The following is a 25,612-nucleotide window of genomic DNA, read 5'->3' as shown; positions in this document are numbered from 1 at the left end:
CCGTCAGCGGCGCAGCGCCCGGACCACCCGCCGCACGCCCAGCACCGCGGCCCCCGCGCCGGCCACCCACGGCCCGGCGACGACGACCGGGTCGAGCAGCTGGTGCCGGGCGTCGGAGCGGCCGCGCCGCGACCGCAGGCCCCCGTGGGTGAACTCGGCGCGCACGCCGGTGGCGGGCACGTCGGGACGCGCGGACGCGAACGACCGCAGGTGGTGCTCCCACGCGTCGACGCGGTCGCCGACGACCAGCAGCAGCCAGTGCGCCAGCCGGCCCTCGCTGAAGCGGGCGTAGGCGAACCGGCGGACGACGCCGGACAGGCCCCGCAGCGGTTGCGCGGTGCCGAACACCGGCGTGACGAAGGCGTGCTCGATCGAGTGCTCCCTGCCCTCGCTGCCCGGCTGGCGCTCGGGGAAGTCCCAGCGGGCGCCGGTGTCGGCCGGGTACTGCAGCTTCGGGTACGAGGGCCGGTCGGCGGGGTCGAGGTCGGCCCCCCAGCCCGGGATGCGCGACCGCAGCTCCTCGCGGCTCGGTGGTGGCGTGCGCTTGTCCCGGACGTAGGCGCTGGGGATGTCGGGGTCGGTCACGGGGGCTCCTCAGGCCGCGTCGGGCAGGATCACCGGCTTGATGCAGCCGTCGAGCTTGCTGCTGAACACGTGGTAGGCCTCGGCGATGTGCTCCAGCGGGAAGCGGTGGGTGACCACCTCGCGCGGGGTCAGGTGGCCGTTGCGCACGTGCTCGAACATCCGCGGCCACTGCCGCTTCACCGGCGTCTGGTTCATCCGCAGGGTGAGGCCCTTGTTGAGCGCGTCGCCGAACTTCACCGCGTTGGGGATGGGCCCGTAGGCGCCGACGACCGAGACGGTGCCGCCCTTGCGCACCCCGTCGATGGCCCAGTTCAGCGCGACCGGTGAGCCGCCCTGCAGCTTGAGCTTGGTGCCGGTCACGTGCTGCAGGAAGTTGCCGTCGGCCTCCGCGCCCGCCGCCTCGATGACGACGTCGGCGCCCAGGTAGTCGGTCTGCTTCTTCATCTCGACGACGACGTCGTCGTGCTCGTCGTAGTCGATCGTCTCGGCGTGTGCCATGGTCCGGGCCTTCTCCAGCCGCTCCTGCAAGTGGTCGACCACGATCACCCGGCCGGCGCCCATGAGCCACGCGGACTGGGCGGCGACCAGCCCGACCGGCCCGGCGCCGAGGACGACGACCGTGTCCCCCTCGGCGATCTCACCGAGCTGGGCGCCGAAGTAGCCGGTGGCGGCGGCGTCGGTCAGGCAGACGGCGTCCTCGTCGTGCATCCAGTCGGGGATCGGCACCGGGCCGACGTCGGCGAAGGGCACCCGGACGTACTGCGACTGGCCCCCGTCGTAACCGCCGGTGGTGTGCGAGTAGCCGTAGATGCCGCCGACGGCGGTGGCGTTCGGGTTGACGTTGTGGCAGTTGGAGTACAGGCCGCGGGCGCAGTACCAGCAGCTGCCGCAGAAGATGTTGAACGGCACCATCACCCGGTCGCCGACCTGCAGGTTCTGCACCGAGGAGCCGACCTGCTCCACGACGCCGATGAACTCGTGGCCGAACGTGTGCCCGATCCGGGTGTCCGGCATGAGGCCGTGGTAGAGGTGCAGGTCGGAGCCGCAAATCGCGGCCAGCGTCACCCGCACGATCGCGTCGTTGGGGTGCTCGATCGCCGGCACGTCCTTGTCCTCGACCCGGATCTTGTACGGGCCGCGGTACACCATCGCGCGCATGGGGTCGTCCCCTCCTCGAGGCGGCTCCGGAGGGGAGGTCGGGAGCGCCCACCGGGTCCGCCGACTGTGCTCACCGGCGCCCTCGACCTTGCAGGGCCACGGGCCGGCGGGCCACTCGAGCGCCGGGACGGGTCGCTCCCGGGGATCGAGAGCCCGGAGCCCTACCGTCGGCGGACGTCGCACCGACCCCGGGGGAGCCGCCGAGATGGACCCGCGTCCACTGTCCGAGCAGGAACGCGCCGAGGCCTTCCGCCAGGCCCAGCTGAGCCACCTCGACCGGCAGACCGAACTGCTCGCCTCCATCCACCGCTGGGTCACCCTCGGCTTCGGCTTCGTCCTGCTCGCCCTCCTGCTGGTCATCTACCTGGTGTTCGTCGTCGCGATCGGCTGACCTGCGAAAACGGGTTGCCCGGGTCCGTAGCGTCGGGCGCATGACCCCTCCCCCCGTGCTCGAGCCGGTGCACCGTCCGGAGGACGGTGAACTCGTCGGCCACCTGGCCGCCGTGGCCGCCGCGGGTGCCGCGGGTGCCGGGAGTGCCGTCGCCGACGCCGACCGGTGGGTGGCGCACGCCGTCTTCGGGGCGCCGCTGCGCACCTTCGCCGGCCGCGACGAGGCCGAGGCATTCCTCCGCTCCCGGGGGCTGGCGCTGCTGGCCGAGCGGTGGGAGTACCGGCCGGCCGACGGGGGCGAGGCCCGTCCGACGTGGCTGGTCGAGGCCCGGCCCGGCTCGGTCGTCGTCCGCTTCGGGTACGACGTCGCGGCGACCGAGCTGACCGGCGCCGACCTCGGGCGACTCACCCTGGCCTGAGGAGCGGAAGCCCGGCGGGCCCGGTGGCGTTCCCGGGGTCGTGAGCACCCCGCGGGACGTCGACGTCGTGGTCGTCGGTGCCGGCCAGGCCGGCCTGAGCAGCGCCTACCACCTGGCGCGCCAGGGCTTCGCTCCCGGCAGCGGCTTCGTCGTCCTCGACGGGGACGCCGCGCCGGGCGGCGCCTGGCAGCACCGCTGGGCGTCGCTGACCCTGGCCACGACCCACCGGGTGCACGAGCTGCCCGGGCTGCCGTTCGAGCCCGCCTCGGAGGACCTGCCCGCCGCCGAGGCGGTGCCGGCCTACTTCGCGGAGTACGAGCGGCACTTCGGCCTGCCGGTCGAGCGGCCGGTGCGGGTGACCGCCGTGGAGCGCGCCGGCGACGGCCGCTTCCTCGTGCGGACGTCGGCGGGCGTGTGGCGGGCCCGCAGCCTCGTCAACGCGACCGGCACCTGGACCCGGCCGTTCGTGCCGCACTACCCCGGCCAGGAGACCTTCCGCGGCCGGCAGCTGCACACCGTCGGCTACCGGGGCGCGGCGGAGTTCGCCGGGCGGTCGGTGGTCGTCGTCGGCGGCGGCGCCTCGGCGGTGCAGCTGCTCGGCGAGCTCGCCGCGGTCGCCCGCACCACCTGGGTGACCCGCCGCCCGCCGCTCTGGCGGGAGGGGCCCTTCGGCGAGGAGCAGGGCCGCGCGGCGGTGGCGCGGGTGGAGGCCGCCGTCCGCGCCGGCCGCATGCCCGGCAGCGTCGTCGGCGCCACCGGGCTGGTCGTCACGCCGTGGGTGCGCCGGGCACTGGACGACGGCGTCCTCACCCGGCTGCCGGTGTTCGACCGCATCACCGCCGACGGCGTGGCCTGGGACGACGGCCGGACGGTGGACGCCGACGGCATCCTGTGGGCCACCGGCTTCCGCGCCGCCGTCGGCCACCTCGCGCCGCTGCGGTTGCGCACCCGGGACGGCGCGATCCGGCTCGACGGCACCTCCGCCGTCGACGAGCCCCGGCTCCAGCTGGTCGGCTACGGGCCGAGCGCCAGCACGATCGGCGCGAACCGGGCCGGCCGCACCGCCGCGCGCACACTGCGCCGGCTGCTCGACGCCGACGCCGCGCTCCCCCGCAGCGCCTGACCCAGGGTCCTCCCGGAGAGGGCGGCGGGGTCGCATCAGGGGCGGATGGGGGTCCGGCCCTGATGTGCCGGCACCCCGCCGGCCGGGAGCCTTCCGGGCCATGACCTCCTCCCCTCCCCCGCGGCGGTGATCGGCGTGATCGTCGCCTCCGGACTCACCAAGCGCTTCGGCGACCGCCTCGCCGTCGACGACGTCTCCTTCACCGTCCGACCCGGCCGGGTCACCGGCTTCCTCGGCCCCAACGGCGCCGGCAAGTCGACGACGATGCGGATGGTCATCGGCCTGGACCGCCCGACCGCCGGCACGGTCACCGTCGACGGCGCCCGCTACGCCGACTCCCCCGCACCGCTGCGCGCCGTCGGGGCGCTGCTCGAGGCCCGCGCCCTGCACCCGGGCCGCTCCGCCCGGGCGCACCTGCGCTGGATGGCCGCGAGCAACGGCATCCCGGCCGCCCGGGTCGACGAGGTGCTCGGTCTGGTCGGCCTCGAGGCGGTCGCCGGCCAGCGGGTCGGGCGCTTCTCCCTCGGCATGGGCCAGCGGCTGGGCATCGCCGCCGCGCTGCTCGGCGACCCGCCCGTCGTCGTCCTCGACGAGCCGGTCAACGGCCTGGACCCCGAGGGCATCCGCTGGGTGCGCACCCTGGCCCGCGACCTCGCCGCCGAGGGCCGCACCGTGCTGGTCTCCAGCCACCTCATGGCCGAGATGGCGCTGACCGCCGACCACCTGGTCGTCGTCGGCCGCGGCCGCGTGCTCGCCGACTGCCCGACGTCGGAGTTCATCGCCGCCCACGCGGCGTCCTCCGTCCGCGTGCGCACGCCCCGACCCGGGGAGCTGGCCGACCTGCTGCGCCGCGCCGGCGCGGAGGTCACCCGGGACGGCGACGCACTGCGTGTGCTGGGCGTCGACACCGCCACCACCGGCGAGCTCGCCGCCGGCGCCGGCCTGGTGCTGCACGAACTCGGCCTCGTCTCCTCCTCCCTGGAGGACGCCTTCATGACCCTGACCGCCGGCAGCGTCGAGTACGCCGCCGCCGCTCCCGCCGAGGTGACCCGGTGACCGCTCCCGCCCCGACCCTGCCCCGTACCGCCACCGCCGGACCGGTCCGAGCGGGCCTCGGCCGCACCGTGCACGCGGAGTGGATCAAGCTGTGGTCGGTGCGCTCCACCGGCTGGTCGCTGGTGGCCATGGTCGCCCTCGGCGTCGGGCTCACCACGCTGGTGTGCGCGCTGGCCGCACCGGATCTCGCCGACGGGCAGACGGGCGAGCCGGTCGGCGCGTTCATCACGTGGGGCCTGCTGTTCGCCCAGGTGACCGCGGTCGTGCTCGGCGCGCTCGTCGTCACCGGCGAGTACGGCACCGGGATGATCCGCGCGACGCTGGCCGCCACCCCGCGGCGCGGCACCGTGCTGGCCGCCAAGGCGCTCGTCCTCGCCGGCACGCTGTTCGTGGCCGGCGTCGTGACGGCGACGCTCGGCTGGCTGGGCGGCAACGCGTTCCTGTCCGCGGAGGGCATCGGCATCTCCCTCGGCGACGACGGGTTGCTGCGCTCGCTCCTGGGCAGCGGCCTGTACATGGCCGGTCTGGGGCTGTTCGCGATGGCCGCCGGGCTGCTGCTGCGCTCGACCGCGGCGGTGGTGTCGGTGGTGCTGGCGCTGGTGTTCCTGGTCGGCAACCTGGTGGTGCTGCTGCCCGGCGCGTGGGGTGAGTGGCTGACCAAGCTCATGCCGGGCAACGCCGGGTCGCGGATCGCGATGCCGGAGGCGTTCAACCCGGTGCTGCTCGAGCCGTGGACCGGGTTCGCCGTCTTCGCCGCCGAGGTCGCGGTCCTGCTCGCCGTCGCGGCCCTCGTCTTCACCCGCCGCGACGCCTGACCGGGGCCGCCGCCCGCACCGCTCAGCCGGTGAGAGGCCCCGCAGGCACCCCTCCTCCGCCGGACCTCGTGCTCTGCCCACAGTGGTGGGCAGAGCACGAGGTCGCGTAGGGGCACCCCCCACCGTCCCTTCGAGCACTGCCCACAGTGGTGGGCAGAGCACGAGGTCGCGGGAGGACACCCCCGGCAGGTCCCGGCGGCCGGACGGGCACAGTGGTGGGGTGACCTCCCCCGATCCCGCCGCCGTCGGCCGCGAGCGCGCCGGTGAGCTGGTGCGCCGGCTCGAGGCCGGCGACCCCGCCGGCGCCGACACCGTGCTCTCCGACGTCGACCAGGTGCGCGACCTCGTCTACGTCGGCGCCGCCCTCACCGCGCTGGCCCGCGCCGAGGCCCGCGGGCTGCCACCGGCGCAGCGGGCGCAGGCCAACACCCGCCAGCTCGCCCTCGGCGCCGCCCGCGACGCCGCCCGCACCGACCCGGCCGGGCTGCGCCTGTGGCTGCGCCGCGCCGGCGAGGAGCTGCTGCTGCTGCGCTCGCTGCGCGCCGCCGCCGACGCCATCACCGGCTGAGCGCCGGGCCGGCACACGCCCCGCACCCCGACCGGCCGGGACCGGGTGATCGCACCGGCCCCGGCCGGGAGCTCAGGAGCCGATCGGCGTCAGCGCGCCGACCATCCCGAAGAGGTCCTTGGGGTCCTCGGGCTCGGCGACCAGGTCGACGTCGTCCACCCACGGCGTGCCGCGCACCTCGTCACGCACGTACCGCAGCGCCGAGAGGTCCTCGACGGCGAAGCCGACCGAGTCGAACACGGTCACCTGGCCGGCCGACGTCCGGCTCGGGGCGCGCCCGGTGAGGACCTGCCAGAGCTCGGTCACCGGGAAGTCGGCCGGCATCGCCTGGATCTCCCCCTCGATCCGCGTCTGCGGCGGGAACTCGACGAAGACCTCGACGTCGTCGCGGAGCAGGATCGTGGGGTCGAGCTCGGTCTTGCCGGGGCAGTCGCCGCCGATCGCGTTGACGTGCACCCCGGGTTCGACCCACTCGGCGGGCAGCACCACCGCGCGGGCCTTGTCCGCGGTGCAGGTGGTGACGACGTCGGCGCCGCGCACCGCCTCGCGGCCCGAGGACGCGATCGTGACGTCGAAGCCGAGCGGCTCGAGGTTGCGGGCCAGCTTCGCCATGGCGGCGGGGTCGGTGTCCCAGACCGCCAGCTCGGTGATCCCCAGGGCGCCGCGCATGCCGAGCGCCTGGAACTCCGACTGGCTGCCGGCGCCGATGAGCGCCAGGCGGCGGGAGTCGGGCCGGGCGAGGTGGCGGGCGGCCATGGCCGAGGTCGCCGCCGTCCGCAGGGCGGTGAGCAGGGTCATCTCGGCGAGGAAGACGGGATAGCCGTTGGCGACGTCGGCCAGGGCGCCGAACGCGCTCACCGTCTGGAAGCCGCGCGCCGGGTTGCTCGGGTGCCCGTTGACGTACTTGAAGGCGTAGGTCTCGCCGTCGCTGGTGGGCATCAGCTCGATGACGCCCCACGGCGTGTGGCTGCCCACGCGGGCGATCTTGTCGAAGGACTCCCACCGGCGGAAGTCGTCCTCCACGTAGCGGGACATCCCCGCGATGATCCGTTCCGGCCCGGTCTCGGCCACCCAGCGGACCATGTTGCGCACGTCGACGAAGAGCGTCATGACGGCGGCCTCCTCTCAGCGAGGACAACGCTAGGGATGATCGATCTGCACGGGCAATGAGCAGAGCGGACGCATCCTGCGCAGGCACTGCCCACATCGCCGCGCCCGTCTGTACGGTCTGCCCATGGCGGAGCTCAGCGACCTCGACCAGCGCCTGCTGGCGGCCCTGCGCGAGGACGGCCGGGCACCGGTGGCGGAGCTGGCGCGCCGGCTGGGCGTGACGCGCGCGACCGTCACCAGCCACCTCGACCGCCTCGTGGCCGAGGACGTCATCGTGGGGTTCACCGTCCGGATGCGGGACGAGAGTGCGGCCGGCGGGGTGCGCGCGGTCTCGCTCATCGAGGTCGAGGGCCGCTCCACCGACGACGTCATCAGGCGGCTGCGCGGCTTCCCCGAGATCGAGTCGATGCACTCGACCAACGGCGCCTGGGACCTCGTCGCCGAGACCCGCACCGCCGACCTCGCCGGGTTCGACCGCCTGCTCAACCGGATCCGGGCCGTCCCCGGTGTCATCAACAGCCAGACCAGCCTGCTGCTGACCTCCGTCCTGCGCTGACGCTCAGACCGCTCACAGCGGTGTGCTGATTGGTTGACGGTGCGTCGGCAAGGGAGTAGCCCGGATCGGCATGCGGGCGTACTCGATGGATCTGCGTGAGCGGGTGGTAGCCGCGGTTGACGGCGGGATGACGCAGGAACAGGCCGCGGTGGTGTTCGGGCTGTCGGTGCGCAGCGTGGAGCGGTATCTGGCCCGCCGGCGGGCCACTGGCAGCCTGGCGCCGGATCAGCAGCGGCATGGACCGGTGCCGGAGAAGAAGGCGCGGCTGCAGGCGTGGCTACCCGATCGCCTGCAGGTCGTGGCCGATGCCACGCTGGCCGAGCACGCCGCGGCATTCAACGCCGCCACCGGGATGACCGTGTCGCTGGCGACGATGTCGCGGGCCATCGCCGACCTGCCCGCTGACGATCCGGCGCAGGCAGTGACCCCCTCGGGGCGTCGGCGGCGGCCGGGCTGGCCGCTGAAGTCAAAAGTCTGAGCGCCACCGAGCGCGACGAGACCGCGCGCACCCGGTGGCGCACCGACCTGGCCACGATCGACCCGACCCAGTTGGTGTTCGTCGATGAGTGCGGCACGCACACCTCGATGACCCGCCGTCGCGCCCGCGCGCCCCGCGGCAGCCGCGTCCGCGGCGCAGTGCCTCGCAACCGCGGGTCGGTGACCACGCTGATCGCTGGGCTGTCATGGGCCGGGATGACTGCGGCGATGACGGTGGAGGGCGGCACCGACACCGCGGTGTTCGCCACCTACCTGCAGCACTTCCTGCTGCCCGCGCTGCACCCGGGCCAGGTCGTGGTGGTGGACAACGTCGGGGCGCACAAGCCCGACCGGATCCGCGCGCTGGTCGAGGCCGCCGGCTGCCGGCTGGTGTTCCTACCCGCCTACTCACCGGACCTGTCCCCGGTTGAGGAAGCGTTCAGCAAACTCAAAATCCTCATCCGGGCGGCCGCCGCCCGCACCCGGGCGGCGCTGGACGCCGCGATCGCCACCGCGCTGGAGGCGATCACGGCCGCCGATGCCGCCGGCTGGTTCGCCCACGCCGGCTACCCCATCCGACAAACCACCTGAAAACCGCTGTCAGACCGCTCGGGCCACCGGCCGGGTCGCCGCCCGTGCCACCGGCAGCGCGGCCACCAGCACCGCGGTGACGAGCAGGTAGGTCCAGGACAGACCGGCGCCGGCCGCCACCACGCCGAGCACCAGGGCGCCGAGGGCGGTGCCGGCGTCGAAGGAGGCGTTCCACAGGGCGCTGGCCGCCGTGGTCCCGCCCTCGCCGGCGCGGGCGAACGCGGTGACCAGCGTCAGGTTCTGCACGGCGCCGTAGCCGGCGCCGAAGAGCGCCGCGCCGAGCAGGACGACGGCGTCCCCGGTGGGGAGCCCCACGGCGACGACGGCCATCCCGGCCGCCCCGAGCAGCAGCGTGGACGGCAGCAGCCGGCCGGTGCCGACCCGGTCGACGAGCAGCCCGGCCCGCCAGCGGGTCAGCGCGCCGGCGACCCCGAAGACGAGCAGCGCCACCGTGGCCAGGACGCCGTCGGGGCGCTCGATGGGCAGGAACGTCACCAGCCCTCCCCCGGCCAGGGTGACGACGAACAGCACGGCCGACGGCGCGAGGGCGGCACGCGCCGCCGCGCGCGACGACGTCCCCGGGCCTCCCTGCCAGGGCACCGCCCGGGCCAGCACGGCGACCAGCGGCAGCGCGAGCACCGGCGCGGCGGCCAGCCAGGAGAGCACCGCGGTGTGCCCGTCGAGCACCAGGGCCACGCCGGCGGGGACGGCGACCAGGTTGGGCACGGCGATCGCCAGCCCGTAGAGGCCGATCGACTCGCCGCGGCGCTCGGGCGGGGCGACCTGCGCGGACAGCGTCGCGCCGAGGACGGTGAGGACGGCGAACCCCGCTCCGCGCACCGCCGAGACCGCCGACAGCCAGAGCACCCCGTCGTCGACGACGTACAGCGGCGCGGGCGCCCCGAGGGCGAGCATGCCCGCGGCCAGGACGGGGCCGAGGCCGAAGCGCGCGGTGAGGGCGGGGACGGCGGACTGGACCGCCACGGTGACCAGCAGGAACACCGCGGTGACGACGCCGGCGGTGTCCGGGGAGGCACCGCCGGCGACCGCGTACGCCGGCAGCGAGGCCAGCGTCAGGCAGTAGCTGGCGAAGCCGAGCGACGTCGCGCCGACCAGGGCGCGCATCGCCGGCAGCCGCCACAGCGACGTGCGCGGCCGCGCCGTCCCGCCGGTCATCCCGCTCCCCTCACCCGGTGCCCGGTCGACCAGCATGACCGGGCGTGCCCCGGCCGGTGGGAGCGGGTGGGTCACCGACCGCGGCCGGAGGTCCCCAGGCCGGCCTCGCGGGCACGCGCCACGGCGGCGGCCCGGTCGGGCACCTGCAGCTTGGTGAGCACGGCGGACACGTGGTTGCGCACCGTCTTGTCCGACAGCGCCAGCCGGCGGGCGATCTGGCCGGTCGGCAGCCCGGCGGCGAGCAGCTCGAGCACCTCGCGCTCCCGGCCGGTCAGCCCGGGGAGCACCGGGGCGGCGGAGGCCCGCCCGGTCAGGGCGTCCGCGACGCGGCGGGCGACCGCGCCGCCGTAGACGGCGTCCCCGGCGGCGACCGCGAGCACCGCTCGGACGATCTCCTCCCGGTCGGCGCCCTTGAGCAGGTAGCCGCGCGCACCGGCACGCAGCGCACCGAACAGCGACGCGTCGTCCTCGTGCATGGTGAGCACGAGGACGCCGAGCCCCGGTCGGCGACGGCTCAGCTCGTCGATGGCCGCCGTGCCCGACAGCTGCGGCATCGACAGGTCGGTGAGGACGACGTCGGGCGTGCACCGGGCGACCACGGCCAGCAGCTCCGCCCCGTCCGCGGCCTCCCCCACCACCTCGACCTCCGGAGAGGCGTCCAGCACCGCGCGCAGCCCGAACCGGTACATCGGGTGGTCGTCGGCCAGCACGACGCGCACGCTCACCGGTCGGCTCGCAGCGGCAGCCCGGCGACGACGCGGGTGCCCTCCGGCCCGCTGGTCACGGTGAGGTCGCCGCCGACCGCCCGTGCGCGGGTGCGCATCGACCCCAGGCCCACGCCGTCAGCACCTGGCTCGTCGTCCGCGCCCCGCTCGAACCCGCTGCCGTCGTCGACCACCGCCACCTCCAGGCGGCCACCCCGCGCACGCAGCCCCACCTCCGCCGAGCGGGCCCCGGAGTGCCGGGCGACGTTGGTCAGGGCCTCCTGCGCGATCCGGTAGGCCGCCGTCTCGACCTCGGGCGGCAACGGGGGCAGCTCCTCGGCGGACACCCGCACCGGCACCGACGGCGCCAGGGCGTCCGCGTGCCGGCCCACCGCGGCCACCAGCCCGACGTCGTCCAGGGACGCCGGCCGCAGCCCGTCGAGGATCCGGCGCACCTCGCCGACCGCGGCGTCGACCTCGTCCTTCAGCCGCGTCAGGAGTCCGCCGGTCAGCGGGTCGGCCCGCTCGTCCAGGTGCGCCTGCACCGCCTGGACGCCGAGACCGATCCCGGCGAGCGAGGGCCCGAGGCCGTCGTGCAGGTCGCGGCGGATGCGGTCGCGCTCGGTGTGAGTCGCGGTCAGGACCCGGTCGCGCTCCCGCTCGAGGGACCCGGTCAGCTGCAGCGCCCGGACGACGACGGCCACCTGGGGCGCCAGGGCCGCGAGCAGCCGGAGGTCCCCGGCGGTGAACGGCTCGCCGGGGTGTCGTCCGGCCACGCAGAGGGTGCCGACGTCCCGGCCACCGACCCGGAGGGGGACGGCGACCGCCGCGGTGGGGTCCGCCGGCTCCCGGGGCGGGAGGACCCGGGCGGCCGGTGCGCGCAGCGCCGTGGTCACCGTGTCGAGGACGGCCGGCAGCAGGTCGGCCTCGTCGGCGTCGGCCACCCGGTCACCGAGCTCGGTCACCGCGGTCACCGGGTCGCGCCGTGACCCGTAGACGAAGCGGTCGGCCGCCGATTGCAGCCAGGTGCGTGCGGGGCTCAGCGCGACCGCGATCAGCGCCGCGGCCACCGCGCCGGTCACCGGCGAGAGGGCGCGCCCGAGCGCCGCGGCGGCCAGCGCCGCTCCGGCCAGGTAGAGGACGACGACGGCGGCGGTGAGGGCCGCGTAGACCAGCGCCCGGCTGACCACGATGCCCAGGAGCCGGTAGCGCACGACGCCGACGGCGACGGCGCCCGGGACCATCAGTCCCAGCGGCAGGATGAGCCACTCGACCGAGTCGGGGAGGACGAAGACGGCCAGCATGAGCGGCAGGACGACGCAGACCAGCCAGGCCAGTTGCTGCCGCTCCGGCGGGCGGGCGCGCACCAGCCGCACCACCGTGGCGACCCAGATGGTGACCGCGCCGCCGACCACGACCCCGCCGCAGAGGACGGCCACGGGCACCCACCAGGACGACGGCAGGTCCACCGAGGCGGGCCCCGAGCGGACGACGTCGTCGTACGACGACGTGGTCAGGCTGCTGACGACCGTGAGGGCGGCGAGCCCGGCCGAGACCGCAGCCACCGGCCACCGCCACCAGCGGGCGGGCAGCCGCCCGGAGGGGTAGACCGCGACGAGCACGGTCGCGGGCAGCACGAGGGACGACATTCAGACCGTCGACGTGGCCTGCGCGACGACCCGGGCGAGGGGCCACTCCGGGTCGGCGACGTCCACGCCGTAGCCGCCGTACGCGCCGCCGCCGACGCTGAGCGCCTGCAGCAGCCCGGTGAGCACGAACAGCCAGCCGATCGCGTTCCGCGGCCGGAGGCGGACCAGCAGCGCGCCGGTGGCCGCGTAGAGGACGGCGTAGACGCCGCTGAGGGTCGAGGCCGGGGGCTCGGCGACACGGGCGTCCACCCATGCCGACAGTCCGACCGCCGCGGCGCAGAACAGGGTCGCGGCGACGGCGGCGCCGGTGCGGATCGAGCGGGAGCCCACCGGGTCAGTGTGGTGCCGGCGGCGTCCCTGACGGGGGCTGCGGTGTCCCGGTCGACCCGGGAGGTCGTCCCGGGTCGGCGGGCCGTGCCGCCCATCCGGCGGGTCGCCGGGGACGGCGACCGTGCTCCCGTCCGGCTCACCAGGGCCGGCCCGACCCGGGAGGACCCGCCATGACGACCAGTCCCACCACCATCCGCCGGCCGGTGCCGGCGCCGGACGCCTGGACCATCGCCGGTGCCGCCGTCGCGCTCGGCTGCACGCTGGTCGGCACCTACGTCGAGACCCCGCTCCGGCCCGGCTCGAGCGGGTGGGGCATCGACTCCACCCACCACGGCGGCTGGGCCGCCCTCGCTGTCGTCGTGGCCCTCGTCGCGGTCGTGCTCGTCCTCGTCGGCCTGGCCACCGCCCGTGCCCGCGCGGTCCCACCCGAGCGCACGGCCCGGCGCGCCCTGGTCCTCGCCGAGCTCGGCGTCCTGTCCGTCGCCGTCTTCTGGACCGGTGCGCCCGCCGTCCTCGCCGGCGGGGCGACCGGGCTCGCGTTGGACGCCCGCCGCCGCCTCGGCCGCCTCCCCGCCCCGGCGGTGGTGGCGCTGGCCACCGCCGTCCTCACCGTCGCCGCCGCCGTCTGGCTGGCGTTCACCGGCTGACCACCACCCCGCCCATCCCGAGAGGAGCTCCCCGTGTCCCCCATCCGCTGCACCGCACTGGCCACCGCCGTCCTGCTCACCGGCGCCGGCGCCGCCCTGGCGGTGGTCACGACCGCGACCGCCGACCAGCCGCTGCGCCTGACCCTCGTGGCCGTCCCCGACCGCAACACCGACCTCGACCTCGGCGAGCCCGGGCCCAGCGCCGGCGACGCCCAGGTCTTCCTCGACGACGTGCAGCAGGACGGCCGGACCGTCGGCACCAACGCCGGCAGCTGCACGATCACGACCATCACGGAGACCCGGCTGGCGGGGCACTGCACCGCCACGCTGACCCTGCCCGAAGGGCAGCTCATGTTCCAGGGCGCCGGCGACGAGGACCCCGCCGTCGGGCCGACCGGCTTCACCTGGGCCGTCACGGGCGGCACCGGCCGCTGGACAGGCGCCGGTGGTGAGGCGACCGGCACCTTCCGCACCGGCTCCGACACCGTCGACCTGGAGGTCCGCCTGCACTGAGCACCCCGTACCCCCGCAGGACCCCGGGACCGCCCGCCCCGCGCGGGCGGTCCCGGCGGCGGGTAGGGACGGTGCGTGCTGCTGACCGTCGGCCACGGACCTGACGACCGCACCCGCCTCGGCGCCCGGCTGGCCGCGGCGGGTGTCGAGCGCGTCGTCGACGTCCGGCGCTTCCCGGGCAGCCGGAACAACCCCGACGTCCGGCGGGAGGCGCTCGAGGAGTGGCTGTCCGCGGCGGGGACCGGCTACCGCTGGGAGGCCCGCCTCGGCGGTCGGCGCCGGCTGCCCCCGGACGAGCCGGTGGCCGACGGCTGGTGGACCGTGGCCCAGTTCGCCGCCTACGCCGCGCACACCCGCACGGCGGAGTTCACCGCGGCGCTCGACGAGGTGCTGGCCGAGGCGGCGACGGCGGCCGTCGCGGTGATGTGCAGCGAGAGCGTGTGGTGGCGCTGCCACCGGCGGCTGGTCGCCGACGTCGCCGTCCTCGGCCGGGGCGTGCCCGTGCAACACGTCATGCCCGACGGCCGGCTCGCCCCGCACCGCCCGTCGGAGGGCGCCGTCCTCGGCGACGACGGCCTCGTCTCCTGGCCCGCGAGATCTGCACACTCGCGGCCTTCCGGACCCTGAAGGCCGCCAGTGTGCAGATCTCGCGGGGACGCAGCAGGGGTGTCTTCACCCCATGTGCGGGTAGCGGTGGTCGGTCGCCGGGACGAAGGTCTCCTTCAGCGAGCGGGTCGACGTCCAGCGCTGCAGGTTCTGCGCCGCGCCGGCCTTGTCGTTGGTGCCCGAGGCCCGCCCGCCGCCGAAGGGCTGCTGGCCGACGACGGCGCCGGTGGGCTTGTCGTTGACGTAGAAGTTGCCCGCGGCGAAGCGCAGCACCCGCTGCGCGTGCGCGATCGCCGCGCGGTCCTGGGCGATGACCGCCCCGGTCAGCGCGTACGGCGCCGCCGACTCCATCTGGGTCAGCACGGTGTCGTAGTCGGCGTCGTCGTAGACGTGCACCGCGAGGATCGGGCCGAAGTACTCGGTGGTGAACACCTCGTGCCCCGGGTCGGTGCCCTCGATGACCGTCGGGCGCACGAAGAAGCCCTCGGAGTCGTCCTTCTGCCCGCCCGCCAGGATCGACAGCGCCGGGTCGTCGTCCACCCGGTCGATGACGCCGGAGAGCTTCGAGAACGACTTCCGGTCGATGACCGCGCCCATGAAGTTCGAGAAGTCGGTGACGTCGCCCATCGTCAGCGACTCGGTGACGCCGACCAGGTCGTCGCGCAGCCGCGCCCACACCGACCGCGGCACGTAGGCCCGCGACGCCGCCGAGCACTTCTGCCCCTGGTACTCGAAGGCGCCGCGCACCAGCGCGGTCCGCAGCACGTCGACGTCGGCCGAGGGGTGGGCCACGACGAAGTCCTTGCCGCCGGTCTCGCCGACGATCCGCGGGTAGCCGCGGTAGTTGGCGATGTTCTCGCCCACCGTCCGCCACAGGTGCTGGAACACCGGCGTGGACCCGGTGAAGTGGATGCCGGCGAGGTCGCGGTCGGCCAGGACGACGTCGGAGACCGGGATCCCGTCGCCGGTGACCATCGTGATGACCCCCGGCGGCAGCCCGGCCTCCTCCAGCAGCCGCATGATGAAGTGCGCGGCGAACTGCTGGGTGGGCGCCGGCTTCCACACGACGGTGTTGCCCATGAGCGCCGGCGCGGTGGGCAGGTTGCCCGCGATGGCGGTGAAGTTGAACGGCGTGACGGCGTAGACGAACCCCTCCAGCGGCCGGTGGTCGCTGCGGTTCCACACCCCCGGGCCCGACACCGGCTGCGCGGAGACGATCTCGCGGGCGAAGTGCACGTTCCAGCGCCAGAAGTCGACCAGCTCGCAGGCGCTGTCGATCTCGGCCTGGTACGCGGTCTTGGACTGCCCGAGCACGGTGGCGGCGTTGAGCGTCTGCCGCCACGGCCCGGCGAGCAGGTCGGCGGCCTTGAGGAACACCGCGGCGCGGTCGTCGAAGGACAGCTCCTGCCAGCCCGGCGCCGCCTCCTTGGCCCAGCGGACGGCGTCCTCGGCGTCGGCGTGCGTGGCGTGCGCGGCGGTGCCGAGGACGGCGGCGTGCCGGTGCGGCTGGACGACGTCGAAGCGCTCGCCGCCGCCCATCCGCTGCTTGTCGCCGAGGGTCATGGTCAGCTCGAGCGGCTCGGCGGCCAGCTCGGTCAGCCGCTGCTGGAGCGCCGCGCGCTCCGGCGAGCCGGGGGCGTAGTCGAGCACCGGCTCGTTGCGCGGCGGGGGGACGTTGGTGACGGCGTCCACGGGGGCCTCCTCAGGTGAGACGTGGTCTAGGACGTGGTGACGAGGGAGCGCAGGAAGAAGCGCAGGTTCGCGGGGCGCTCGGCCAGCCGGCGGACGAAGTAGCCGTACCAGTCGACGCCGTAGGGGACGTAGGCGCGCACGGTGACGCCCTCGGCGGCCAGCCGGTGCTGCTCGGCGGGGCGGATGCCGTAGAGCATCTGCACCTCCCACGAGTCCGCCGCGCGGCCGTACTCGGCCGCCAGCCGCTGGGCCAGCGAGACCAGCCGCGGGTCGTGGCTGCCCACCATGGGGTACCCCGGCCCGCGCATGAGCACGCCGAGGCAGCGGGCGTAGGCGGCGTCGACGTCGTGCCGGTCCTGGTGGGCGACCGACGACGGCTCGTCGTAGGCACCCTTGACCAGGCGCACCCGCGACCCGGCCACCGCCAGCGCCCGGGCGTCGTCCTCGGTGCGGTACAGCGCGGCCTGCAGCACCGCGCCGGTCCCGGGGTGGGTGCGGCGCAGCTCGGCGAGGGTGCCGAGGGTGGCGTCGACGGTCGAGGAGTCCTCCATGTCGAGGGTGACCGTCGTCCCGATCGCCGCGGCGGCCTCGACCACCGGCCGGACCAACTCCAGCGCCAGGTCCTCACCACCGGGCAGCGCCTGCCCGAAGGCCGACAGCTTGACCGACACCTCCGCGGCCCGCCCGAGCCCGAGCGGGGCCAGCCCGTCGAGCGCGGCCAGGTAGGCGTCGCGGGAGCGGCACGCCTCGGCGCGGTCGGTGACGTCCTCACCGAGGTGGTCGAGGGTGACCGCGAGGCCCTCCCCGGTGAGCCGGCGGACGACGTCGAGCGCCTCGGGCAGCGTCTCGCCGGCCACGAACCGGTCGACGACGTGCCGGGTGACCGGCGTCCCGACCAGCGCGCGGCGCAGGGCCGGCCGCCGGGACGCGCCGAGGAGCAGGGCCTTCTGCGAGAGCACGGGCACCTCCGTCTGTCGTCGTGCCCCTGTGCGGAGGAGCACGGTCGACCAGAACGCTAGGCACGTCACACCCCACCCACCAGGGACAGACGTACGGAGTCCACCCGCCCGGTCTCATACAGTCGTACGAGTGCGGAACGACCTGCAGGACGTCGTCGACGAGGTGTCCCGCCTGCTCGGGGCGCCGGCGACGCTCGAGGACGTCGACTTCACGCTGCTGGCCTTCTGCGCCCACCCCACCGACGACGCCGATGACGCCACCGCCGCCATGGACGCCGTCCGGGCCCGGTCCATCCTCGGCCGCGGCTCCACCCCCGCCACCCGCCGCTGGTTCGAGGACCTCGGAATCGCCCGCGCCGAACGGCCGCTGCGCACCCCCGCCGACCCCGCGGCCGGCGTCCTCACCCGCCTGCTGCTGCCGGTCCGCGCCGACGGCCGCACCCGCGGGTACCTGTGGCTGCTCGACGGCGGGCGCACCGACCCCGACGACGACACCGACCCGGCCCTGGCCGCGGCGGTCGCCCTGGCGGCGCGGGCGGGGCGAGTGCTGGCCGAGCGCGACGAGGACGGCGACCTCGGCACCGCGCTGGCCGCCGTCCTGACCGGGCCCGGGCCCGCCCGCGAGCGGGCCGCCCGCGCGCTGGCCGACCGGCTCGGGGACGGCGTCCCGCTCGCGCTGGTGGCCCTGCGCCCACCCCGCGGCGCGCTGCCCCCGGGCTGGCGGCCCCCGCCGTCGTCCGCGGTGCTCCCCGGGGACGGCGACGGCGACCAGGACGGCGGCGGCGACGGCGACGAGGTCGCCGTCCTGGTGCGGCTGGCCCGGACGGCCGACCTGCGCCCCGCCGGCGCCGCCGCGGCCGCCGCCCTCACCCGGCTGCCCGCCGGCACCGGTGCAGGGGTGTCCGGGGCGACGTCCGGCGCGGGCGGGCTGCCCGGCTGCTGGGCGCAGGCGCGCGCCGCGGCGGCCGTCGCCGGCCTGGTGCCGCGGCTGGCACCGGTGGCCCAGTGGGCCGAGCTCGGCGGCTGGCGGACCGCCGCGGCGCTGGCCGCCCCGGACCCCGCGGTGGCCCCGCTGCTGGCCGAGCCCCTGCTCGCCGCCACCGCCGAGGCCTACCTCGACGCGGCCGGCAGCGTGGCCCGCACCGCGGCCGCCCTCGGCATCCACCGCCAGACGCTGTACTACCGCCTGGGCCGGGTCACCGCGCTCACCGGTCTCGACCTCGCCGACGGCGACACGCGGCTGCTCGTGCACGCCTCGCTGCGCCGGGCGCGCCTGCCCCGGCCGTGAGCCAGGCCACACGGAACCGGGCAGTCCGCTCGGGCGCGACGCCGTCCGGAGGGTGACCTACCCTCGGAGGTGCTGATGGCTGCGGGAGGAGAGCGTTGCCTCGAGACGCGGGCGGCGCCGGCGACGTCCTCCGGGACCTGCGCACGGCCACCGCCGAGGAGCACGACCGGGTCGAGTCCACGCTCGACCTGATGGACCCGCACCTGGACCGCGACCGGCTGGCCGGCGTCCTGGCGCGGCTGCACGGCTTCTGGCTGGCGGCCGAGGCGGGCCTGGACGCCTGGGCCCGCCGCTCCCCCGCGGACGCCGCCGCCCTCGACTGGGACCGGCGCCGCCGCGCGGCGCTCTACGCCGCCGACCTGCGCGCGCTGGGCGCCCACCCGCAGCCGGCCGAGCGGCCCGCCCTGCCGGAGGTCCGCGACACCGACGCGGCGCTCGGCCGGCTCTACGTGATGGAGGGCTCGACCCTCGGCGGCACGTTCATCGACCGCCACCTGGCCACGCTGCCCGGGCTGGCCGGCGGCCCGCGGTTGCGCTGCTTCAGCCCCTACGGCGCCGACACCGGTGCGATGTGGCACGCCTTCCGGCGGGTCACCCGCGAGCACGTGGCCGGCTCCGGGGACGCCGACCGGGTCGTCGCCGCGGCGCGCACCACCTTCGCCGCCCTCGCCGACTGGTGCCGGCCGGCCACCCGGTCGCGGGCGGTCCCGGCGTGACCGACGTCCGGGCGGACGTCCCGGCCGACGCGGGGCCCGACGTCGCCTGGCTGGCGCCGGGCACGCCGGTCGACCTCGACAACTGCGCGCGCGAGCCGATCCACGTCCCGGGCAGCATCCAGCCCCGCGGCGTGCTGCTGGGCGTGAGCGAGCCGGACCTGCTCGTCGTCCAGGCGTCGGAGAACCTCGCCGGGCTGACCGGGGTGGCGTGGTCCGCCGCGCTCGGCCGGCCGCTGGCCGACGTGCTCGGGGTGCCCCAGGCCGGGGCCGTCGTCCGCTCGGCCAGCGCGTTCGGCGACCTGCGCGAGCGCAACCCGGTGGAGATCACCGTCGACGTCGACGGCGCCCCCGTGCCGGTGGACGCGATCCTGCACCGCACCGTGCTCGATGGCGGCCAGGACGGCACGGTCCCGCCGCTGACCAACCTGGTGGTGGAGCTGGAGCCGGCGCGCGGGCCGCGGCCGTTCTCCTTCCCCAACACCTACCAGGCGGTGCGCAGCGCCGTCGCCGAGCTCAACCGCGCCTCGACGCTGCAGGAGCTCTACGACACGACCGCGCAGGCCGTGCGGTCCCTGACCGGCTTCGACCGCGTGATGGTCTACCGCTACGACGCCGACTACAACGGCGAGGTCGTGGCCGAGGCGAAGGCCGGGCACCTCAACCCCTTCCTCGGCCTGCACTACCCCGCCTCCGACATCCCGGCCCAGGCCCGGGCGCTGTACGAGAAGAACTGGATCCGGCTCATCTCCGACGTCGACTACGTCCCGAGCCCGATCCACCCCACCGCGCACCCGGCCACCGGCCGTCCGCTCGACCTCACCTACTCCACGCTGCGCAGCGTCTCGCCGGTCCACGTCGAGTACCTGCACAACATGGGCGTGCGCGCCTCGATGTCGATCTCGCTGCTGCAGGACGAGAAGCTGTGGGGCCTCATCGCCTGCCACCACTACGCCGGCCCGCACGCGCCGCCCTACGCCACCCGGGCGGCGGCGGAGTTCCTCGGCTCGGCGCTGTCACTGCGCCTCGTCGACCGCACCGCCGAGGACGAGGTGCACCGGGCGCTGCAGGTGCGCTCCACACTGGCGTGGCTGACCACCGCCACGCTCGACGAGGACCGCTCGCTCCCCGACGCGCTGCTGGGCAGCCCCAGCCTGCTCGACGTGCTCCCGGCCGAGGGCGTGACCCTCGCGCTGCAGGGCGAGACCGGGAGCACGGGCGAGCAGCTGCCCCCGGAGGTCGTGGACCGGCTGGTGACCTGGGCGGCGGCGCGGGGCGGGGAGGTCGTGGCCACCGACTCCCTCCAGCGCGACGCACCGGAGCTGGACCTGCCGCCCGACCTCGTCTGCGGCGTCCTCGCCCTGCCGCTGCCGGAGGGGCAGTTCGTGCTGTGGCACCGCCGCGAGGCCGTGCACCACGTCGACTGGGGCGGCGACCCGCACAACAAGGCCATCGCCGAGCGCGAGGGCGACGGCGTCCGGCTCAGCCCGCGCAAGAGCTTCGACCGCTGGCGGGAGACCGTCCGCGACCGCTCGCAGCCGTGGACGCCGCAGGAGCGCTCCGAGATCCTGGAGCTGCGCAACCACCTGCTCGAGGCGCTCTACGCCCGCTCCCGCAGCATCGTCCGCGCCGCGGAGACCCTCCAGCGCAGCCTGCTGTCCGAGCCGCCGGAGCCCGACGACCTCGAGGTCGGCGTGCGCTACGTGCCCGCCGCGCGCGAGGCCCAGGTGGGCGGTGACTGGTACGACGTCTTCCTGCAGCCCGACGGCTCCACGATGCTGGTCATCGGCGACGTCGTCGGCCACGACACCGAGGCCGCCGCGACCATGGCGCAGCTGCGCGGACTGCTGCGCGGCATCGCCTACGACAGCGCCGAGGGCCCCGCGCGGGTGCTCGCCCGCCTCGACGCGGCGATCGACGGGCTGCGGCTGGGCGCCATGGCCACCGTGCTCGTGGGCCGGCTGGAGCAGACCGACGAGGAGCGGGCCGCCGGCGTGACCCGGCTGCGGTGGTCCAGCGCCGGGCACCTGCCGCCGCTGGTCGTCGGCCCCGACGGCGCCGCGCAGGCGCTCACCGCCGCCCGGCCGGCCCTGCTGCTCGGGGTGAGCCCGCAGGCGGTGCGCACCGACCAGGTGGCGGTGCTGCGGCGGGGCTCGACCGTGCTGCTCTACACCGACGGGCTGGTCGAGCGCCGCGACACCGGCTTCGACGCCGGCGTCGACCGGCTCGGCCGGGCGCTGGCCGAGCTGCACGACCTGCCGGTCGACGAGGTGTGCGACGAGGTGCTCGAGCGGCTGGTGCCCGACGGCGCGGAGGACGACGTCGCGCTGGTCGCCGTCCGCCTCCTCCCCCAGCACTGAGCGCCACGGTCCCCCTGCAGGGCCCCACCGCGAGCCTGCGAGTGGTGGGGCCCTGCAGGGGGTCCTTCACCCGTCGGGGTCGCTGAACTCCGCCTCGAGGCCGTCGTCCTGGGGGCCGCCGCCGGCGGGCAGGGGCGCCTCGTCCTCGGCCGCCCGGAGCTCGGCGTCACCGGCCTCGGGCGGGGTGTCGTCGACCCCCCGCTCCAGCTCGGCGAGCAGGCGCTCCTCGTCAGGGCGCAGGTCGCCGCTGCCGAGGTGCTCCCCCGGCTCGCCGGCGTCGGAGCCGGAGGCCATGCCGCTGTCGGGGACGTCGCTGGGCTCGGTCATGTCGCCTCCGGTCATCGGGGGAAGTTCGGTTCCAGGCGCGGCACGATCTGCATCTCCGGCACGAACGCCGCCGGGTGCAGCAGGAGCAGCGTGCGGACGGTGTCGGCCACGGCTGACGGCGGCATCATCAGGTGGGACGGGATGCCCCACTGCTCCATCATCGGGGTGTCCATCGCCGCCGGGATGACGCTCTGCACACGGCACGGGAACGGCCGCTCGCTGCCGTCCTCCAGCCGCACGGCCTTCTCCCGCAGCTCGCGCTGGATGCAGCGGGTGGCGTTGAGGAAGCCGGCCTTGGAGCCGTTGTAGGCGATCGCGCCGCTGCCCGAGGTGATCGCCGACAGCGACACGACGTGCACGACGTCGGCCGTGCGCCCCCCGGGCAGGTGCTGCACCCGCTTCACGAACTCGCTGGTCAGGAAGACCGGGCCCTCGCAGTTGACCGCCATGACGCGGCGGTAGTCGTCGAGGGCGATGTCGGTGACGTAGCCGGGCCGGTCGATCCCGGCCACGTTGACCAGGACGTCGAAGGCGTCGCCGTGCCGCTCGAACAGCTGCGCGACGACCGCGCGGCGGCTCGCGTCGTCGGTCACGTCGAGCGCGACGACGTCGGCGCTGCCGCCGGAGTCGGTGACCAGGTCGCGGGTCCGCGCGCTGCCGTCGGCGTCGATGTCGGCCACGACGACGTGCGCGCCGGCCTCGGCCAGCGACACGCACGTCGCCCGCCCCAGCCCGCTGGCCCCGCCCGTGACCAGCGCCACGCGGCCCTTCAGCTCCCCTGCCACCTGCTACCTCCGTCCACCGGCCCGGTGGGGGCCGTGATCACGTCCGTCCCGCCCAGCCTCGCCGACACCGCCCCTGCGCGCAGGTCGGGCACCGCCGTCCGCGCGGCAACGGCGCCGGCCGTCAGGCCGGGGCGGACCAGACGTCGGCGAGGGTGACCGTCTGCAGCTGCCGGGTCTCGACCAGCCCCAGGAGCTGGTCGAGGGCGGCGGTGAGCGAGGGCTGGTTGGCGTGGCCGACGACGATGGCCTGCGCGGTGAACCACTGCTCCCCGGCGGCCACCAGCTCGGCCGGGGAGACCACCCGCCCGTCGTCGAAGGTCCCGTTCCACAGCACGGTCGTCGGGTGGCCGAGGTCGGCGGCGATCGCGTCGGTGCGCGCGTCGTGCGACCCGAACGGCGGACGCCAGAACGGGGTGGCGGTCACGCCGAGCGTGCGGCGCAGGAAGTCCTGGTTGCGGCGCAGCTCCTCGGCGACCTCGGCGTCGGGGAGCGTGGTGACGTCGGGGTGCGACCAGGTGTGGTTGCCGAACGCGACCTGGCCGGACTCGATCAGCGGCCACAGGTCCCGGGCGTTGTCGCCCCACGTCCGGTAGGAGCCGTTGGGGAAGAAGGTCAGCCGGGTGCCGGTCTCCTTCGCCAGGGTGACCAGCGCGGCGACGGCCTCGCCGTTGCTGCCGTCGTCGATGGTCAGCGCCAGGTTGGTGCCCGGTCCCGGCAGCGCGTCGACGACGCCGGCCGGCGCCGGGACGGCGACCACGCCGGCCGGTCCGGCCGGCTGCGTGTCGGCGGCCGGGACGGGGGCCCGCGGGGGCGCGGCGACGACGGGCTCCGGGGCGGCCAGCGCGGCGGCACCCCGCCCCACCGCCGCGCTGGTCAGACCGGCGGCGAGCAGCAGCAGGAAACCGCGTCGTTCCACGCGCCGGACGCTAGGTCGGCGTCTCCGCGCGTCCCGGTCAGCGACACCACGCGGCGCGCGCGCCCGCCACCGTCCGTGTCCCCCCGGCTACGCCTCCCGCGCGCTCGGGTCAGGGTGTCGGGACGAGGCCGGCCTGCTCGATGAGCCGGGCCTGCTCGCGGCACCAGGGCGACCACTCGTCGCGCCCGGACGCCTCCTGGCGCCGGCGGAAGGCGGCCCACTCCAGCAGCTCCCACTCCCCGACCTCACTGGGGTCGGGGGCGGGCGTGCCGGTGAAGCGGCCGACGTAGACCGGGCAGATCTCGTTCTCCACGACGCCGCGGAACTCCGCGCGGTAGCGGTACCCGGGCAGGGCCGGGCGCAGGCCGGTCACCTGCAGGCCCAGCTCGAAGGACGCGCGGCGGGCGATCGCGGCGCCGTCGTCCTCGTCGGGGCCGGGGTGCCCGCAGACGGTGTTGGTCCACATGCCGGGGAAGGTCTGCTTGTCCTCGGCGCGGCGGGTGACCAGCAGCCGGCCGGCGTCGTCGAAGAGATAGGCCGAGAACGCGCGGTGCAGGGGCGTCTCCCCGTGGTGCACCAGCGGCTTGGGCATCGTGCCGATCGGGGTCCCGTCGTCGTCGACCAGCACGATCAGCTCCGCCGCGGTCACCGTCACCGGCCCATCCTCCCCGACGGCGGGGGTTCCGGCACCCAAGGCCCGGGCAGGGGGAGGGCATGGAGCGGTTCGAGCACGACGGCCTGGTCTTCGACGTCCGCGACGGCGGTCCCCCCGACGGGGAGCCGGTCGTGCTGCTGCACGGCTTCCCGCAGGACTCCTCGGCCTTCGACCGGATGGCCCCGCTGCTGCACGCCGCCGGGCTGCGCACGCTCGCGCCCGACCAGCGCGGCTACAGCCCCGGGGCCCGGCCGCGCGGGCGGTCGGCGTACCGGCTGCGGGAGGTGGTGGGCGACGTCCTGGCGCTCCTGGACGCCGCCGGGCTGGGCAGCGCGCACGTCGTCGGCCACGACTGGGGCGGCCTGGTCGGCTGGGCGCTCGGCGCCTGGCACCCGGAGCGCGTGCGCACGCTGACCTCGCTGTCGGTGCCGCACCCGGCCGCCCTCGGGCGGGCGGTGCTGACCAGCGACCAGGGGTTGCGCTCGACCTACGTCGCCGCCTTCCAAGTGCCGGTGCTGCCCGAGCGGCTGCTGCTGGCCCGCGACGGCGACCTGCTGCGGCGGCTGCTGGAGAGCAGCGGGGTGCCCGGGGACGCGGCCGCCCGCTACGTCACGCGCATGAGCCAGCCGGGGGCGCTGTCCGGCGCGCTGGCCTGGTACCGCGCGATCCCCCTCGCCGTCCGCGACACCGTGGGCCGGGTGACCGTGCCGACCCTGCACGTGTGGAGCACCGGCGACGTCGCCCTCGGCCGCGCCGCCACCGAGCGGACCCGCGACCACGTCGCCGCGCCCTACCGGCTCGAGGTGCTGCAGGGCGTGCCGCACTGGATCCCGGAGGTGGCCGCCGAGCGCACCGCCGAGCTCGTCGTCGCCCACGTCCGCGGCGCCGCCTGATCGATGCCCGCAGCGGGAATCTCCAGCGGCCACTGCAAGTTCAACGGAGTGGACGGACCCACCCCGAGTCGAGAGGAGGACACGATGACCCTTCCCGTCCGTTCCCCGTCCCGCTCCCTCGTGTCCCGGGACACCGCCTCCTGGGACCCCTTCCGCGAGCTCGACGACCTCTACGAGCGGGTCAACCGGTTGTGGACCGAGGGCCTCGGCGGAGTCGACCACTGGGCACCCCTCGCCGACGTCGAGGAGACCGAGGACGCCTACTCGGTCGAGATCGAGCTGCCCGGCGTCTCCCGGGACGACGTCGACGTCCAGCTCGGCGACCGGCAGCTGACCGTCACCGGTGAGGTCAGGCAGAAGGAGCGCACCGGCATCCTGCGGCGCACCACCCGCCGCGTGGGCCGGTTCTCCTACACCGTGACCCTGCCCGGCGACGTCGACGCCGACGGCGTCACCGCCTCGCTGGCCGACGGCGTGCTGACCGTGCGCGTGCCCAAGGCCGAGCAGGCCAGGCCCCGCCGGATCGCCATCACCGGCTGACCCGCGGGCAC

30 protein-coding genes are annotated in these 25,612 nt (G+C 75.9%); 17 read left to right on the top strand and 13 right to left on the bottom strand.

The window, feature by feature from the left end; translation table 11 throughout:
- Positions 1-3: 3 nt before the first annotated feature.
- Both ACU616_RS15265 and ACU616_RS15260 read right to left on the bottom strand, forming a co-directional pair.
- Positions 4-585: a hypothetical protein gene (locus ACU616_RS15265; protein WP_446759296.1), complete on the bottom strand. Its 582-nt coding sequence runs from the start codon at positions 583-585 to the stop codon at positions 4-6.
- 9 nt (positions 586-594) lie between these two features.
- Positions 595-1,743: a zinc-dependent alcohol dehydrogenase gene (locus tag ACU616_RS15260; RefSeq protein ID WP_446759295.1), complete on the bottom strand. Its 1,149-nt coding sequence runs from the start codon at positions 1,741-1,743 to the stop codon at positions 595-597.
- 205 nt (positions 1,744-1,948) lie between these two features.
- Between ACU616_RS15260 and ACU616_RS15255 the strand changes: the two genes are divergently transcribed.
- The 6 genes from ACU616_RS15255 (at position 1,949) to ACU616_RS15230 (ending at position 6,114) form a co-directional block, all read left to right on the top strand.
- The gene (locus tag ACU616_RS15255; RefSeq protein ID WP_446759294.1) at positions 1,949-2,134 is read left to right on the top strand and encodes a hypothetical protein; all 186 of its coding nucleotides are present in this window, start codon (positions 1,949-1,951) and stop codon (positions 2,132-2,134) included.
- 40 nt (positions 2,135-2,174) lie between these two features.
- The gene (locus ACU616_RS15250; protein ID WP_446759293.1) at positions 2,175-2,552 is read left to right on the top strand and encodes a hypothetical protein; all 378 of its coding nucleotides are present in this window, start codon (positions 2,175-2,177) and stop codon (positions 2,550-2,552) included.
- 40 nt (positions 2,553-2,592) lie between these two features.
- Positions 2,593-3,675: an NAD(P)-binding domain-containing protein gene (locus ACU616_RS15245; RefSeq protein WP_446759292.1), complete on the top strand. Its 1,083-nt coding sequence runs from the start codon at positions 2,593-2,595 to the stop codon at positions 3,673-3,675.
- A 135-nt stretch (positions 3,676-3,810) separates the two neighbouring features.
- Positions 3,811-4,731 (top strand): ABC transporter ATP-binding protein, encoded by a 921-nt coding sequence (locus ACU616_RS15240; RefSeq protein ID WP_446759291.1) that lies wholly within the window; start codon positions 3,811-3,813, stop codon positions 4,729-4,731.
- Positions 4,728-5,546, top strand: a complete 819-nt coding sequence (locus tag ACU616_RS15235; protein ID WP_446759290.1) for an ABC transporter permease — start codon at positions 4,728-4,730, stop codon at positions 5,544-5,546. The genes ACU616_RS15240 and ACU616_RS15235 overlap by 4 nt, the downstream gene beginning before the upstream one ends.
- A gap of 220 nt (positions 5,547-5,766) precedes the next feature.
- Entirely contained in the window at positions 5,767-6,114 is a 348-nt protein-coding gene (locus ACU616_RS15230) for a hypothetical protein (protein WP_446759289.1), read from the top strand.
- A 72-nt stretch (positions 6,115-6,186) separates the two neighbouring features.
- Here the strand turns inward: ACU616_RS15230 and ACU616_RS15225 are convergent, their stop codons facing one another.
- Entirely contained in the window at positions 6,187-7,224 is a 1,038-nt protein-coding gene (locus ACU616_RS15225; protein ID WP_446759288.1) for an ornithine cyclodeaminase, read from the bottom strand.
- Between the two features lie 124 nt (positions 7,225-7,348).
- On the opposite strand from ACU616_RS15225, the gene ACU616_RS15220 reads away from it, so the two are divergent.
- From ACU616_RS15220 to ACU616_RS15210, 3 genes are all read left to right on the top strand, one after another.
- Positions 7,349-7,780, top strand: coding sequence for an Lrp/AsnC family transcriptional regulator (locus ACU616_RS15220; RefSeq protein ID WP_446759287.1), 432 nt, complete (start codon positions 7,349-7,351; stop codon positions 7,778-7,780).
- 70 nt (positions 7,781-7,850) lie between these two features.
- On the top strand, positions 7,851-8,258 hold the full coding sequence (locus tag ACU616_RS15215; RefSeq protein ID WP_446759286.1) for an IS630 transposase-related protein: 408 nt from the start codon (positions 7,851-7,853) through the stop codon (positions 8,256-8,258).
- A complete protein-coding gene (locus ACU616_RS15210) occupies positions 8,234-8,848 on the top strand; it encodes an IS630 family transposase (protein WP_446761488.1) in 615 nt (204 codons plus the stop codon). Before ACU616_RS15215 ends, ACU616_RS15210 begins: the two co-directional genes overlap by 25 nt.
- 9 nt (positions 8,849-8,857) lie before the next feature.
- On the opposite strand, the gene ACU616_RS15205 is transcribed toward ACU616_RS15210, so the two are convergent.
- The 4 genes from ACU616_RS15205 to ACU616_RS15190 all read right to left on the bottom strand — a co-directional run bounded on the left by ACU616_RS15205 (position 8,858) and on the right by ACU616_RS15190 (position 12,707).
- Positions 8,858-10,024 (bottom strand): MFS transporter, encoded by a 1,167-nt coding sequence (locus ACU616_RS15205; protein ID WP_446759285.1) that lies wholly within the window; start codon positions 10,022-10,024, stop codon positions 8,858-8,860.
- Between the two features lie 71 nt (positions 10,025-10,095).
- On the bottom strand, positions 10,096-10,749 hold the full coding sequence (locus ACU616_RS15200) for a response regulator (protein WP_446759284.1): 654 nt from the start codon (positions 10,747-10,749) through the stop codon (positions 10,096-10,098).
- Positions 10,746-12,365 carry a GAF domain-containing sensor histidine kinase gene (locus ACU616_RS15195; RefSeq protein ID WP_446759283.1) on the bottom strand — a complete coding sequence of 540 codons (1,620 nt, stop codon included), beginning with the start codon at positions 12,363-12,365 and terminating at the stop codon, positions 10,746-10,748. Before ACU616_RS15195 ends, ACU616_RS15200 begins: the two co-directional genes overlap by 4 nt.
- Positions 12,366-12,377: 12 nt before the next feature.
- Entirely contained in the window at positions 12,378-12,707 is a 330-nt protein-coding gene (locus tag ACU616_RS15190) for a hypothetical protein (protein ID WP_446759282.1), read from the bottom strand.
- Between the two features lie 170 nt (positions 12,708-12,877).
- Between ACU616_RS15190 and ACU616_RS15185 the strand changes: the two genes are divergently transcribed.
- From ACU616_RS15185 to ACU616_RS15175, 3 genes are all read left to right on the top strand, one after another.
- Positions 12,878-13,354 carry a hypothetical protein gene (locus ACU616_RS15185; RefSeq protein ID WP_446759281.1) on the top strand — a complete coding sequence of 159 codons (477 nt, stop codon included), beginning with the start codon at positions 12,878-12,880 and terminating at the stop codon, positions 13,352-13,354.
- A gap of 33 nt (positions 13,355-13,387) precedes the next feature.
- A complete protein-coding gene (locus tag ACU616_RS15180) occupies positions 13,388-13,867 on the top strand; it encodes an allene oxide cyclase barrel-like domain-containing protein (protein WP_446759280.1) in 480 nt (159 codons plus the stop codon).
- A 75-nt stretch (positions 13,868-13,942) separates the two neighbouring features.
- On the top strand, positions 13,943-14,494 hold the full coding sequence (locus ACU616_RS15175; RefSeq protein WP_446759279.1) for a DUF488 domain-containing protein: 552 nt from the start codon (positions 13,943-13,945) through the stop codon (positions 14,492-14,494).
- 45 nt (positions 14,495-14,539) lie between these two features.
- Here ACU616_RS15175 and pruA read toward each other — a convergent pair whose 3' ends face one another.
- Positions 14,540-16,165, bottom strand: coding sequence for an L-glutamate gamma-semialdehyde dehydrogenase (pruA, locus tag ACU616_RS15170; RefSeq protein ID WP_446759278.1), 1,626 nt, complete (start codon positions 16,163-16,165; stop codon positions 14,540-14,542).
- A gap of 26 nt (positions 16,166-16,191) precedes the next feature.
- Positions 16,192-17,124: a proline dehydrogenase family protein gene (locus ACU616_RS15165; RefSeq protein ID WP_446759277.1), complete on the bottom strand. Its 933-nt coding sequence runs from the start codon at positions 17,122-17,124 to the stop codon at positions 16,192-16,194.
- Between the two features lie 130 nt (positions 17,125-17,254).
- Here ACU616_RS15165 and ACU616_RS15160 point away from each other — a divergent pair, with 130 nt between their 5' ends.
- From ACU616_RS15160 to ACU616_RS15150, 3 genes are all read left to right on the top strand, one after another.
- Entirely contained in the window at positions 17,255-18,412 is a 1,158-nt protein-coding gene (locus ACU616_RS15160) for a helix-turn-helix domain-containing protein (RefSeq protein ID WP_446759276.1), read from the top strand.
- A 95-nt stretch (positions 18,413-18,507) separates the two neighbouring features.
- Positions 18,508-19,128, top strand: a complete 621-nt coding sequence (locus tag ACU616_RS15155) for a biliverdin-producing heme oxygenase (protein WP_446759275.1) — start codon at positions 18,508-18,510, stop codon at positions 19,126-19,128.
- Positions 19,125-21,485 carry a SpoIIE family protein phosphatase gene (locus ACU616_RS15150; protein WP_446759274.1) on the top strand — a complete coding sequence of 787 codons (2,361 nt, stop codon included), beginning with the start codon at positions 19,125-19,127 and terminating at the stop codon, positions 21,483-21,485. Before ACU616_RS15155 ends, ACU616_RS15150 begins: the two co-directional genes overlap by 4 nt.
- A gap of 66 nt (positions 21,486-21,551) precedes the next feature.
- Here ACU616_RS15150 and ACU616_RS15145 read toward each other — a convergent pair whose 3' ends face one another.
- The 4 genes from ACU616_RS15145 to idi all read right to left on the bottom strand — a co-directional run bounded on the left by ACU616_RS15145 (position 21,552) and on the right by idi (position 24,168).
- Positions 21,552-21,812, bottom strand: coding sequence for a hypothetical protein (locus tag ACU616_RS15145; RefSeq protein ID WP_446759273.1), 261 nt, complete (start codon positions 21,810-21,812; stop codon positions 21,552-21,554).
- An 11-nt stretch (positions 21,813-21,823) separates the two neighbouring features.
- Positions 21,824-22,597, bottom strand: a complete 774-nt coding sequence (locus ACU616_RS15140; protein WP_446759272.1) for an SDR family NAD(P)-dependent oxidoreductase — start codon at positions 22,595-22,597, stop codon at positions 21,824-21,826.
- 121 nt (positions 22,598-22,718) lie between these two features.
- Complete coding sequence (locus ACU616_RS15135; RefSeq protein WP_446759271.1) at positions 22,719-23,513, bottom strand: polysaccharide deacetylase family protein; 795 nt, start codon at positions 23,511-23,513, stop codon at positions 22,719-22,721.
- A 109-nt stretch (positions 23,514-23,622) separates the two neighbouring features.
- Positions 23,623-24,168 (bottom strand): isopentenyl-diphosphate Delta-isomerase, encoded by a 546-nt coding sequence (gene idi, locus ACU616_RS15130; RefSeq protein WP_446759270.1) that lies wholly within the window; start codon positions 24,166-24,168, stop codon positions 23,623-23,625.
- A gap of 59 nt (positions 24,169-24,227) precedes the next feature.
- Here idi and ACU616_RS15125 point away from each other — a divergent pair, with 59 nt between their 5' ends.
- Together ACU616_RS15125 and ACU616_RS15120 are read left to right on the top strand one after the other, a co-directional pair.
- Positions 24,228-25,061 (top strand): alpha/beta fold hydrolase, encoded by an 834-nt coding sequence (locus tag ACU616_RS15125; RefSeq protein WP_446759269.1) that lies wholly within the window; start codon positions 24,228-24,230, stop codon positions 25,059-25,061.
- A gap of 84 nt (positions 25,062-25,145) precedes the next feature.
- Positions 25,146-25,601 carry an Hsp20/alpha crystallin family protein gene (locus tag ACU616_RS15120; RefSeq protein ID WP_446759268.1) on the top strand — a complete coding sequence of 152 codons (456 nt, stop codon included), beginning with the start codon at positions 25,146-25,148 and terminating at the stop codon, positions 25,599-25,601.
- The last annotated feature ends 11 nt before the right edge of the window (positions 25,602-25,612 follow it).

The organism is Geodermatophilus sp. URMC 62 (assembly GCF_052931475.1).
This window is presented reverse-complemented; position numbering and strand designations above follow the sequence as displayed.